Source organism: Tenacibaculum aiptasiae (genome assembly GCF_965221665.1).
Taxonomy (GTDB): domain Bacteria; phylum Bacteroidota; class Bacteroidia; order Flavobacteriales; family Flavobacteriaceae; genus Polaribacter; species Polaribacter aiptasiae.
On record NZ_CBDCSN010000002.1, the window covers coordinates 2,181,561 to 2,194,715 of the forward strand.

General features: G+C 31.2%; 11 protein-coding genes. 4 read left to right on the top strand and 7 right to left on the bottom strand.

All coding sequences use genetic code 11. The annotated features are described in order from the left end of the window. Position 1: 1 nt before the first annotated feature. A complete protein-coding gene (locus tag ACOQN8_RS10440) occupies positions 2–835 on the bottom strand; it encodes a peroxiredoxin family protein (protein ID WP_420552630.1) in 834 nt (277 codons plus the stop codon). Positions 836–872: 37 nt separating this feature from the next. Here ACOQN8_RS10440 and ACOQN8_RS10445 point away from each other — a divergent pair, with 37 nt between their 5' ends. Further along, the gene (locus ACOQN8_RS10445) at positions 873–2,150 is read left to right on the top strand and encodes a DUF2851 family protein (protein ID WP_420552631.1); all 1,278 of its coding nucleotides are present in this window, start codon (positions 873–875) and stop codon (positions 2,148–2,150) included. On the opposite strand, the gene ACOQN8_RS10450 is transcribed toward ACOQN8_RS10445, so the two are convergent. The 5 genes from ACOQN8_RS10450 to ACOQN8_RS10470 are packed head-to-tail and all read right to left on the bottom strand — an operon-like array spanning position 2,147 to position 8,227. Beyond that, positions 2,147–3,196, bottom strand: a complete 1,050-nt coding sequence (locus ACOQN8_RS10450; protein WP_420552632.1) for a CaiB/BaiF CoA transferase family protein — start codon at positions 3,194–3,196, stop codon at positions 2,147–2,149. The genes ACOQN8_RS10445 and ACOQN8_RS10450 overlap by 4 nt on opposite strands. Positions 3,197–3,202: 6 nt before the next feature. Continuing rightward, positions 3,203–3,628, bottom strand: coding sequence for an acyl-CoA thioesterase (locus tag ACOQN8_RS10455; RefSeq protein WP_150900910.1), 426 nt, complete (start codon positions 3,626–3,628; stop codon positions 3,203–3,205). Positions 3,629–3,649: 21 nt separating this feature from the next. Then, positions 3,650–4,852, bottom strand: a complete 1,203-nt coding sequence (locus ACOQN8_RS10460) for an acyl-CoA dehydrogenase family protein (protein WP_420552633.1) — start codon at positions 4,850–4,852, stop codon at positions 3,650–3,652. Between the two features lie 24 nt (positions 4,853–4,876). Continuing rightward, the gene (locus ACOQN8_RS10465) at positions 4,877–7,018 is read right to left on the bottom strand and encodes a 3-hydroxyacyl-CoA dehydrogenase NAD-binding domain-containing protein (protein ID WP_420552634.1); all 2,142 of its coding nucleotides are present in this window, start codon (positions 7,016–7,018) and stop codon (positions 4,877–4,879) included. A 9-nt stretch (positions 7,019–7,027) separates the two neighbouring features. Next, positions 7,028–8,227 (bottom strand): acetyl-CoA C-acetyltransferase, encoded by a 1,200-nt coding sequence (locus ACOQN8_RS10470; RefSeq protein ID WP_420552635.1) that lies wholly within the window; start codon positions 8,225–8,227, stop codon positions 7,028–7,030. Between the two features lie 219 nt (positions 8,228–8,446). On the opposite strand from ACOQN8_RS10470, the gene ACOQN8_RS10475 reads away from it, so the two are divergent. The 3 genes from ACOQN8_RS10475 (at position 8,447) to ACOQN8_RS10485 (ending at position 10,540) form a co-directional block, all read left to right on the top strand. Then, on the top strand, positions 8,447–9,106 hold the full coding sequence (locus ACOQN8_RS10475) for a transglutaminase-like domain-containing protein (protein ID WP_420552636.1): 660 nt from the start codon (positions 8,447–8,449) through the stop codon (positions 9,104–9,106). A gap of 39 nt (positions 9,107–9,145) precedes the next feature. Further along, positions 9,146–9,718, top strand: a complete 573-nt coding sequence (locus ACOQN8_RS10480; protein WP_150900915.1) for a TetR/AcrR family transcriptional regulator — start codon at positions 9,146–9,148, stop codon at positions 9,716–9,718. Positions 9,719–9,805: 87 nt separating this feature from the next. Beyond that, the gene (locus tag ACOQN8_RS10485; RefSeq protein ID WP_299124893.1) at positions 9,806–10,540 is read left to right on the top strand and encodes an SH3 domain-containing protein; all 735 of its coding nucleotides are present in this window, start codon (positions 9,806–9,808) and stop codon (positions 10,538–10,540) included. A gap of 81 nt (positions 10,541–10,621) precedes the next feature. On the opposite strand, the gene ACOQN8_RS10490 is transcribed toward ACOQN8_RS10485, so the two are convergent. Beyond that, positions 10,622–13,075, bottom strand: coding sequence for an alpha-ketoacid dehydrogenase subunit alpha/beta (locus tag ACOQN8_RS10490; protein ID WP_420552637.1), 2,454 nt, complete (start codon positions 13,073–13,075; stop codon positions 10,622–10,624). Positions 13,076–13,155 lie beyond the last annotated feature (80 nt).

The window sequence follows — 13,155 nt, forward strand, 5'->3', positions numbered from 1 at the left end:
ATCAATTTAATCTTTTATAACGATCTATAATTTTAATAAAAGTCTCTGGTTCTGGTCTTACACGATAATTATCAGTTAAGTCTGCAAAGATAATTTTATTGTCTTCATCAGTAATAATTACAGTAGGTAACACTACATCGGAGTCGTAACCAAAAACTTGAAAACCTGCTGGTAATCCATTTTCATGTAAAATGCCTAGCTGTTTAGCTACTTTATTTTTTACATCTACTAAAAACTTAAAAGGAACGCTGTGTTTTTTTGCTAAACTCTTAGTGAATTTATGAGGTTGTGAACTGACCAAAACCATAGTTGTATTTCTTTTTTCTAGTTCTTTATACTGAGCAACGACTTCTTTAATTTGTGCCATACATAATGGACACCAATTTCCTCTGTAGAATAAAAAGATTTTAAAATCACCTTTTAAATCTTTTAACGTGATTTTTTCTGAGTTTTCGTTTTCTAATACAAAGTCAGGAAGTGTTTTACCTTCTTGCAAAATACTTGTATCTCTTGAATTAAAGGAAGAGTACCAAGTTAAATAAGCTAACCATCCTAAGGCCAAACCAACAGAAATAACCAATGTTTTTTGCTCAAAATTGAAAAGATTCAGAGCAAACCCAATAACAATAAATGTTGAGTAAAAACTTAAATTTTTGGTTGTTCTTGCTACTGGTCTTATAAATAACATAGCAAAGAAAATAACTACTGTAATTGAAGAAATTAGTAAGCCTATATTGCTACTATTAAAGTTTGCATTAGCGATTGTTTTTATAAAAATAATCAAAGCGAAAACTGGAAATGCGCTGATAAAAAGCGACTTAGTGAAATTTTTCATATCTTAATAGTCGTAAAAGAATTGCTAATTTACGGTTATGAAAGAGGAATTTCTACATTTTTTGTGGCAATACAAATTATTTGATATAACTAATTTGAAATCAGTTCACAATGAAAGTATTCAGATTGTTAAGTCGGGTATGCATAATAAAAACTCTGGACCAGATTTTTTAAATGCTCAGTTAAAAATAAACCATCAATTATGGATTGGTAATGTTGAAATCCATATCAATTCCTCCGATTGGTATGTGCATAAACATGAAGAAGATGAAAATTACGATGCAGTAATTTTACATATTGTTTGGAATCATGATGCTGAAGTGTTTATGAAAAATAACTTACCACTTCCTACTTTAGAACTTAAAGAATTAGTTCATGAAAATGTGATGAAAAATTATGAACAGTTATTTTCCAAACAACTACAATGGATTTCTTGTGAAAATCAAATAGTAGATGTTGATTCATTTTTAATTAAAAATTGGTTAGAACGACTATACTTTGAGCGATTAGAGAATAAATCAATTTTAATAAAAGAATTGTTAGCGAATTCTAAAAATGATTTTGAAGCAGTTTTGTTTCAGTTGTTAGCTAAAAACTTTGGATTAAAAGTGAATGGAGATGTCTTTTTAGAATTGGCGAAATCATTTGATTTTTCGATTCTACAAAAGGTTAGGTTTAATGAATTCCAGTTATCTGCTTTGTTGTTTGGTCAAGCAGGTTTTTTTGAAGAAACTATGGAGAATGAATATTTCCTTAGTTTAAAGAATGAGTATGATTTTTTAAAGCATAAATATCAATTAACCCCTATCCATAATAAACAATTTCAATTCTTTAGAATGCGTCCCAATAATTTTCCTACAATACGGATAGCACAACTGGTTGCATTATTTCATAAATATCAAAATTTATTTTCTAAACTTTTAGAGTTAAATAGGAAAGAAGATTTTTACGATTTATTATCTGTTGAGGTTAATGCTTTTTGGCAAGCACATTATACATTTGAAACATCTTCAAAAAAGCTAACAAAAAGATTGACAAAGTCATTTATTGATTTACTTCTAATCAATACAATTATACCCTTAAAATTTGTGTATGAACAATACAAAGGGATATTGAATGAAGAAAAGATTTTAAAACTAATACAGCAGATAAAACCAGAGAAAAATTCAATAATATCTAAGTTCTCTGACTTGAAATTGATTGCTAAAAATGCATTTGAAAGTCAAGCTTTATTAGAACTTAGAAATAATTTTTGTGTGAAAAAACGTTGTATAAACTGTGCTATTGGAAATATTTTACTTAAAAAACATATTTAGTTGGTAATTAAAAAAGGGGCTTTGTATATATACATTTCATTATTATCAATCATAACTTTTTCAAAAACATCTGTATTGTTTTTAGTATGAAAATCAATTAACTCATTAATTTCTAATACCGGTGAAATACAAATATCTTCGTTTTCAAAAAAGTCTACCCATTCGTCTCTAGTTTTGCTTGAGAATAAATTTTCCAGTAATGTTTTGTCAAATACGCCAGCAATTAAATCAAACTGATTATTTGTTTTCCAAGAAGGTTCATCTATTTTATCACAGAAAGAATTCCAAAATTTAGTTTCCAAGGCTCCAAGCGCAATCCATTTTTTATCGGCACATTCATAAACATTATAGTTTACCATCATACCACTTAGAATTGGAGTCTTTTTATAAGATGCTCCTTGATATTCCATACCTTGTGCTATTGCATTTAAAGGCATCGTGGCTTTTGATAAATTTACATCTACATATTGTGCTTTTTGTTGTTTATGTTTGGCTAACAATGCTGTAGTACAAGCGGAAACTAACATATACGATCCACCAGCAATGTCTGCTACTTGATAACCTGGTATAACTGGTTTTCCTTTTTCGTCTTTATTCAAATCTAATAAGCCAGCTTGTGCTATATAGTTTAAATCATGACCCGCTTTGTTTTTAAATTTTGAGTTTTGTCCATAACCAGTTACTGAAATATAAACAATGGTTGGATTTATTTTTTTTACCGTATCAAAATCTAAGCGAAAACCTTTCATTACTTCAGGTCTAAATTGTTCTATAAAAACATCACTTTCTTTAATTAACTCAATAATTTTTGAATAACCTTTTTCTTCTTCATAATCTATGACCAATGCTTCTTTACCATAATTTAGTGTATAAAACATCGTAGAAGTTTGCTCGATTTTTGGTTCATAATATCGAGTATAGTCCATACGTTTAGGACTTTCAATTTTAATAACTTCAGCACCTAATTGTTTTAATATTTGTGTGCCTAATGGTCCCGGTAACAATCGTGAAAAATCTATAATTTTTATTCCTTTTAATGGTAGCATAATGAACTATTCTTCAATTTTTTTAATTAACTCTTTTAAGGTGTTAGGCACTGGGATTTTTTGGTGATTTTTATAATCAAAAACTATGATTTCATGAGTTTGTATGGCAACCAATTTATTTTGTGTGTCACTAAAAAAATATGATTTCATTATAAACCGATCTTCTTTTATTTCTTCTGTAATAGTCCCAATTTTTATAATATCAGGATATACTACTGGTGCTATGTATTTTACAGATTGAAAACCTAAAATGGGAGCAAACTCCATTTCTTCAGGAGCAGAATTGAAAAAGTCGATACTTTTAAAATATTCAATACGAGCAGTTTCTCCCCATTTAACATAGGTTACATTGTTCACATGTCTAAAAGCATCCATATCGCCCCATTGGACTGTTATATAAGTTTGAATAGGAAAATCGTTAATAGTCATCATATTGGTTATTTTTTGAGAAAATTATTTGTGATTTTTTTTCATAGCTTTTAACTTTTGAAATAGTTCTTTATACAATCCTCTAGCTATTAATAACTTCATAATTTCATTAGTCCCTGCATAAATTCTAGCGACTCTGTTATCGGCATACATACGTGCTATAGGATATTCCCACATGTAACCATAACCTCCAAATAATTGTAAACATTCATCCACAACTTTTCCATGCATATCGGTTGCTGAATATTTTGCCATTGAAGCACTTTCAGCAGATAATTTATGCTGTGCTAAATCTTCAATACATCTATCTACAAAAGCTTGGTGTAACTGTAATTCAGTAGCACATTCAGCCATTTTAAATTGAGTGTTTTGAAAACCAGCAATTGGTTGTTTAAAAGCAGTACGAGTTGAGGTATATGAAAGAGTGTCTTCTATAGCTCCTTGTGCGCCACCAATAGCAGAAATAGCAACAGACATACGTTCTCTAGCCAATTCAGTCATCATAATTTTAAAACCCTGTCCTTCATTTCCAAGTAAGTTTTCTTTGGGCACTTTTACATTATCGAAAAATAATTCGCAGGTATCTTGGGCTTTCATTCCTACCTTTTTAAATGGTATTCCTTTTTCAAAACCTTCCCATTTACTTTCCATAATCAATAAAGATACTCCTTCTTCAGCTGTACCAGGATTTGTTTTTACTGCTACAACGGCCATATCACACATATATCCATTGGTAATAAAGGTTTTTTGTCCATTAACTAAATAATGGTCTCCTTTATCTACTGCAGTAGTTCTGATAGCTTGCAAGTCTGATCCACAGTTAGGCTCTGTCATACCTATGGCTGTAATGATTTTACCCGTAGCCATAATAGGTAAATACTTTTTCTTTTGTGCTTCATTTCCCCATTTTAAAATATACGGGGCAATGATATCAGAATGTAAAGAAAAACCAGGCCCTGAAATATTTTTTCTAGCAAATTCTTCAATCATTAATGCATTAAAAGTAAAGTCTAGTCCAGCACCTCCATATTCTTCTGGCATATCCATACACAGTAGTCCTAATTCACCAGCACGTTGCCAAATTTCTCTACTTACCATGCCATCTTTTTCCCATTGTTCTAGTTGAGATTCTACTTCATTTGTTATAAAATCTTGTATCATGCTACGCATCATACTATGTTCTTCTGATGCGTATATTTTTCTTTCTAATAATATATTATGTAACATTTGGATACTTTTTAGGTTAAAAAATTAATTTTTGTAAAAGATTCTATTGTTTTCAGTTTTTGTAATTTTTTCTTTTAAACTTTCTGGTAGCTTAAATCTTTCACCGTGTTTTCGAGCTAACTTTTCTGAATATGCTAAGAATTCATTAGCGCCTATATAATCTATATAAGACATAACACCGCCGGTATAAATTGGAAAACCTAGCCCTAGTACTGAACCAATATCAGCATCTTTAGGTTCTTTTAAAACTCCGGATTCTAAACATTTATAAGAGTCTATTACCATAGCAAATAATAATCGTTTACCTATTTCTTCTTCATCATATTCCTCTTTTACAGGAAATATAGTTTTCCAGTTTTCCCAAATATATTTTTTCCCTTCTTTCGGGTACTCGTAAAAACCAGCTCTTTCTTTTTTTCCTGTTCGTTTATGAATGGTTGTAATATCGTAAATGGTTTTTTCTAGTTTTTTTTCAAAATCAGATAGGGTAGGGTCTTCTCCCATGATATCTAGCATTAATTTTAGATTTACCTCGTCGGAAACTGCTAAAGGACCAACAGGCATTCCAATTTTTTTAGCAACATTTTCAATTACAGCAGGAGGAAGGCCTTCAGAAAGCATTGCGATTCCTTCATTAACAAATTTTCCAAAAACTCTAGAAGTAAAAAAGCCTCTACCATCATTAACAACAATTGGTACTTTCTTAATTTTAGTAACATAATCTATCGCAGCAGCTAAAGTTTTATCTGAGGTTTCTTTCCCCACAATGACTTCTACTAGAGGCATTTTGTCTACTGGCGAGAAGAAATGTAATCCAATGTATTTATCTGGTTTAACAGAAGCTTTTGCTAAAGTTGTTATTGGAATTGTAGAAGTATTGGAAGCATAAATTACTTTTGGTTTTATAATAGCTTCTGTTTCTTTAGTAACTGAATTTTTAAGTTTTTCGTTTTCAAAAACAGCTTCTATTATTAAATCGCAATCAGCTAAATCTTCTACTTTGTCTATAGGCTTAATTTTTTCTAAAAGAGCATTCATTTTTATTTCTGTTGTACGTCCTTTAGCTATTTTTTTTTGCTCTATTTTTTCTGAATATGATTTTCCTCTTTCACTACTTTCTATCGATACATCTTTTAAAGCTACTTCTATACCTGCTTTAGCGGTTACATAAGCTATTCCTGCTCCCATCATTCCTGCTCCTAAAACACCAACTTTTTTATAAGAAGCTCTTTCAAAACCTTTTGGTTTAGCTTTTCCTTTAGCAGCATCACCAATAAAAATAAACGATGAACGGATAATATTTTTAGTTTCTTTAGAAAATAAAGTATCAACAAAATAACGAGCTTCTATTTCTAAAGCATTGTCTATGCTTGTTGAACCTCCATGATAAATAGCACTCAATACATTTTTTATATGCGGCATATTTCCATGAGTAGTTTTGTATGCCATGGCATTTGAAACCGAATAGAATTCTGTAATTCCCGACATTTGTCCAACACCATTTGGAGTTCCTGGAACCACAAAACGTTTGTTGTCCCATGGTTGACTAGCATTTGGATTATCTAAAATCCATTGTTTAGCTAGCTCATTAATATCATCAGTTGGTTCACAAATTTGGTTTACTAATTTGTTATGTAATGCTTGTTCAGCTGTTAATTTTTTAGATTGCGTTATGAACTCAATAGTTTTTTGTGCACCTAGCATACGTAAATAACGTTGTGTACCACCAGCACCTGGAAATAAACCTACAGAACATTCTACTAAGCCCATTTTATTTTTAGGGTGGTTTACCATTATTCTATGATGACAAGCCAAAGCTATTTCTACACCACCACCTAAAGCTAGTCCATTCATAGCTGCAACTACCGGTTTTCCTGAGGTTTCTAACAACCGCATTGCTTTGTGAGTTTCCATAAGCATATCAAAACATTCTTCACGAGACTTGTCATAATTTAAAAACCATTTAAGATCTCCACCAGTTATAAAGTCTTGCTTAGCAGAATTAATTACAATTCCTTTAACAGCAGAATCATTTACAGAACGTGTAACGGTAGTAAAGAATTCGTTCATGGTTTCTTGATTCATTATGTTTACTGGGCTGTTGGCTACATCCCAAGTAATAAATGCAATTCCATCTGAGTCTATTGTATATTTTATATGTTGCATGTTTTTCTTTTAAATACGTTCAATAATAGTTGCAATTCCCATACCTCCACCAACACAAAGAGTAGCTAATGCAGTTTGTTTATTTTGACGTTCTAATTCGTCTAAAGCAGTTCCTAAGATCATACATCCAGTTGCTCCAAGAGGATGCCCCATTGCTATGGCACCTCCATTTATATTTACAATTGAATGATCAATTTTCATGTTTTCCATTAAACGTAACGGAACCACGGCAAACGCTTCGTTGATTTCCCATAAGTCAATATCGGAAGCTTCCATATTTGCCTTTTGTAAAGCTTTTTTGGTAGCTGGAGTAGGGCCTTCTAACATAATTAAAGGTTCTGAACCAATAATGCTTCCCATTTTTATTTTAGCTCTAGGTTTTAAACCTAATTTTTCACCTACTTCTTTAGAGCCAATAAGCATTAAAGCAGCCCCATCAACAATACCAGATGAGTTTCCTGCGTGATGTACGTGATTAATTTGCTCTATTTCAGTATAGGTATCTAAAGCAGTTTGATTGAAAAGCATTTCACCCATTTTCTGAAAAGCTGGTCTTAAGTTAGCCAGACCTTCTAGAGTGGTGTTTTCTCGTATATATTCATCATGGTCTAGATGTGTAAAACCATTAATATCAGTTACAGGAATGATTGATTTTTTAAAATTTCCAGCGTTTCGTGCTGCTGTTGCGCGTTGTTGTGAAGTCAATGCAAAAGCATCTAAATCTTTTCTTGAATAACCGTACTTAGTAGCAATTAAATCGGCAGAAATTCCTTGAGGAACAAATTTTCCAAAAGCAGCATCTGGTTCCATTACCCATGCAGAACCGTCAATTCCCATAGGTACACGTGACATAGACTCTACACCTCCGGCAATTATTAAATCAGACCAACCTGAACGAATACGAGCAGCAGCTTGATTTACTGCTTCTAAACCAGAAGCACAATACCTATTTAAGGATACCGCTGCTAAATGATTTCCGTAATTTGCAACTTGAGCAGCCACTTTAGCTATATTACCACCTTGTTCACCAGCTTGAGTAACACAGCCTAAAATAACATCTTCTACTAAGGTAGTGTCTAAATTGTTTCTTGTTTTAAGTGCGTTTAATAAAGTTACAGCTAATTGAACTGGGCTAACTTGCGATAAGCTTCCTGTTTTTTTTCCAATTCCTCTTGGAGTACGGACTGAATCGTAAATGTATGCTTCCATTTTTTTTAATTTTAAAGTTACCTTATGGTAACATTATATGTAAAAAAATATTTCTTTTAAATTTTTTATTGTGACTAAGTGGTTACAAATTTAAAATTATTTTTTACTTTTGAAAATAACTTCACATTAATTTACAGTTTAAATAGTGAATAATTTAATTTTTAACTATTTGTTTTGTTGAATTGTTTGTTTTGTGGTGTTATTTTTAAAATAATATAAATGAAGGAGTATACTGAAGAAAATTTCAATTTTGATTTTTTACATGAAAATCTACAAAATCTTTTGATAGAGGTAGATGATAATTTTAAGGAGTTAACTAAAAAAGATTTTGCAATTAAAGCTTACTATTATGTAAGAGATAAATGGCCCTATAACCCTTACAGATTTAGTTTAATAGAAGAGGATTGGAAATCATCATTAATTAGCACCCAAAAAACTGGGCATTGTTTAGATAAAGCAATTATTTATATAAGTCTTTTAAGATCGCAAAATATTCCTGCTCGTTTGGGGTTAGCTAAAGTGAAAAATCATATTGCAGTTGAAGATATAGTTGAAAAGTTTGGAAACGATGTGTTAGTTCCTCATGGCTATGTAGAGCTTTTTTTAAATGATAATTGGGTCAAGGCCACTCCTGCATTTAATCAAAGTTTGTGTGAGAAGTTAGGAGTAAAAGCATTAGACTTTGACGGAGAACAAGATTCTTTATTTCAAGAATATGATTTAAGCGGTAATGTCAATTTTATGGAATATTTGGAAGATTATGGTACGTTTAAAAATGTGCCTTTGCCTTATATGTTTCAACTTATGCAAGAAACGTATCCTCCATTGCAAAAAGGCGGGGTTGATTTAGGTATAGTTTTAAATCTTGCAGCTCTTTAATCTTTACTTATATTTGGTATCTCTAATAAATTAATTAAGATGAAGAGAGATAGAGCCGCAACTGAAAAAAAAATATACGATGCTTTTATTAGTTTATTGGAAAAAAAAGGTCCACAAGGAGTTGGGATTAACGCTATAGCTAAAAAAGCTGGTGTTTCTAAAGAACTTATTTATCGATACTATGGAGGTTTAAAAGGTTTGCTTTTAAACTATGCTAAAAGTGGCGACTTTTTTAAACCTTTACATCTTGTTGATGATAAAGAAAAAAGTAGTGTTGAAGATTTAAAGCGCTTTACAAAAGAAGGAACTAAAGAGTTACGAAATAATAAAATTACTCAAGAAATTCTTAGATGGCAGCTTATTGAAAATAAGGAAGAAACAAAAGATTTATTTAAGTATACAAATAAGCAAATGGAAAAAATATTTGCTATTAATGATAGAGATTCTTCACTACAACACGCTTTCCATTTAATGATTGGTGGCTATATTTATTTTACACTGAGTTCAAAATTTAATAAGAAGTTTATTAATGCCGATTTATCCTCTGATGAAATGTGGGATAAATTTGATAAAGCTATTGAGAAAACTTTAGATTTATTTAACGAAGAGTAGGAGTTTGATAAGGCTCTCAACTAATTAATCTTATTTATAGGTGGTTGATTGACAAAATCATATATATTTGCTGAAAAATTAGTTATTATGAAAAGAGTATATATTGCTATTATTTCAGCATCATTTATGCTATTAAGTTGTAAGGATGATAAAAAATCGTCTCAAACTGAAACTTCAACAGAAATTGTTAAACAAGAAAAAGAAGAGGTTAAAAAAACTGCTATTTGTTTGTTAGAAAAGCTGTCTATTAGGGCTACTCCTAAAGCAAAAGGAAAATGGATTACTTCAATGAGCTTAGGAGAAAAGATTACGTTAACTGGAGAAGAAGAAACAGATTCTATTTCTAAAAAACTGTATTACAAAGTAAGATTGATTGACGGTAAAGAAGGATGGACTAGAGCTAGCTTTTTAGCTGTAGACGGTAAAGTTGCAACTTTATTAAAAGAAGCTACAGTTTATAAAAGACCTGATTTATTAACTAAAACAGACAAGAAATATAGTACAATGGATATTATAGCTGTTTTAAAAACTCAAGACGATTGGATGCTTGTGAAAGGAAAAAGAGCGGCAGGTGAGTATATTGAAGAAGGATGGATAAAAGCTGGGAATTTATCAGAATCTTCTGTAGATATTGCAGTAGCTAAGTTTGCTAATGTAGCTATGTCTAATGGAGCAATGACTGATAGAATTAAGGCTTTAGAAGAAATTGTAAATAATACAGATTTTTCTTCATCGTCATTTATTGAAAAGATTCAAGAAAAAATTGAAGATTATAAATCTAAGAATGTCAAAATTGACACAGAAGATGCTGCTTCAAATTAAGTAATTGTATAAAATAAATAGAAAAGCGATTTAGAATTTAAATTCCAAATCGCTTTTTTTTGATTTATAAACTTTAAAACCTTAGTAAAGATTTTTAAATTTTTGAGGATTAGCTTCGTGCATAATCTCATATACTTTCTCAAAAATATCTTCTGCTGATGGTTTAGAGAAATAATCTCCATCTGTTCCATAAGCAGGTCTGTGTGCTTTTGCAGTTAAAGTTTCTGGTTTGCTATCTAAATGCTTGTAACCATTTTGGTTTTCTACAATTTCTTGTAATAAATAAGCAGAAGCTCCACCTGGTACATCTTCATCTACTACTAATAAACGATTTGTTTTAGCAAGAGATTTTACTGAATCATGATTTAAATCAAAAGGCAATAAACTTTGAGCATCAATAATTTCAACATCAATACCAACCTGCGCTAAATCTTTAGCAGCTTCTTCTACAATTCTTAAAGTAGAACCATAAGATACAATAGTAATATCTGTTCCTTCTTTTATAGTTTCAACAACTCCAATAGGTGTTTTAAATTCCCCTAGGTTTGTTGGTAATTCTTCTTTTAAACGATATCCATTTAAACATTCAACTACTAAAGCTGGATCGTCTCCTTCTAATAAAGTATTGTAAAAACCAGCAGCTTTGGTCATGTTTCTTGGAACTAGTACATGAATTCCTCTAACATTATTAATAATCCCTCCCATTGGAGATCCAGAGTGCCAAATTCCTTCTAAACGGTGACCACGTGTTCTAATAATTAATGGCGCTTTTTGCTTTCCAAAAGTACGGTAACGAAGTGTTGCTAAATCGTCACTCATAATTTGTAAAGCATATAATAAGTAGTCTAAATATTGAATTTCAGCAATAGGACGTAAACCTCTCATTGCCATTCCAATACCTTGTCCTAAAATAGTTGCTTCACGAATTCCTGTATCGGAAACTCTTAACTCTCCGTATTTTTCTTGAAGCCCTTCTAATCCTTGGTTTACATCACCAATATAACCTGCATCTTCTCCAAAAATTAAAGTTTCTGGGTACTTCTTTAAAATAGCATCAAAATTATCACGCATTATAATACGTGCATCTACTAACTTTTTTTCTTCTCCATAAGTAGGAGCTTCAGAGCTAATATTTTGTGTAGCTAGTTCTGTTTCACTTAATAAGTGAGCAGAATACTTTACAGCGGCATTATTAATAGCTGCTTTAATAAAGTTTTGTAACTCTATTTTTTCAGCAAAATTTTCATCTTTTAAATAACGCAAACTTTTACGAGTAGCAACTAAAATATCCTTTCTAATTGGTTCAGCAATTCCAGCTAAGTCATTTTTATATTTTGTAATAAATGAACTATTGTTACTTTTATTAGCAACTCTTTCAAGTAACTCTACTGCAGCAGCTACTTCAGCTTTTATTTCATTAGTATAAGCACTCCATGCATCACGTTTTGCTTTACTAACTTCTTTTTTAGCTTCTTTATCTATTTTAATTAATTCTTCTTCAGATTCTATGAATTTTAAAGTACCACCTTTTTCATCTTGTAATTCAAATTCTAAAATCCATTTACGCATTTGAGCTATACAATCAAATTCTTGTTCCCATTGTAAACGCTCAGGTGATTTATATCTTTCGTGAGATCCTGAAGTAGAATGTCCTTGTGGTTGCGTTAATTCTTTTACGTGAATTAATACAGGAATATGTTGCTCTCTCGCAATTTTTGATGCTTTGTTATAAGTATCAATTAATTGTACATAATCCCAACCGTTTACCACAAATATTTCATAACCGTTTGTATCATTTTCTTTCTGGAATCCTTTTAAAATTTCAGAAATACTTTCTTTAGTTGTTTGGTGTTTAGCGTGTACCGAAATTCCATATTCATCGTCCCAAACATTCATTACCATTGGCACTTGTAAAACTCCAGCGGCATTTATTGTTTCGAAGAACAATCCTTCTGATGTACTTGCGTTTCCAATAGTACCCCAAGCAACTTCATTTCCTTTATTTGAAAAATTCGTCTGATTTTCTAAACCTTTTACATTACGGTAAATTTTAGAAGCTTGGGCTAAACCTAATAAACGAGGCATTTGACCTGCTGTAGGTGAAATATCTGATGATGAGTTTTTTTGAGCAGTTAAGTTTTTCCAATTACCATTTTCGTCGATAGAATGTGTAGCAAAATGACCTCCCATTTGACGTCCAGCTGACATTGGTTCTACGTTTATATCAGTATGTGCATATAAACCAGCGAAAAATTGTTGCGGTGTTAATTGGTCAATAGCCATCATGAAAGTTTGATCACGGTAATAACCAGATCGAAAATCTCCATTTTTAAAAGCTTTAGCCATTGCCAATTGTGGAACTTCTTTACCATCACCAAAAATTCCGAATTTTGCTTTTCCTGTTAAAACTTCTCTACGCCCTAATAAACTACATTCTCTACTTATACGAGCAATTCTATAGTCGTTTAAAACTTCGTTTTTAAAATCTTGAAAAGAAAGTTGTTGAGTGTTAGCTACTTCGGTCTTTTGCGTCATAATCATCTAGTTTTGGTATCGACACAAAGATAGTTTTTTTAGTTGAAATCTAAAAATTTCAATTTTTATTGAATATTCTT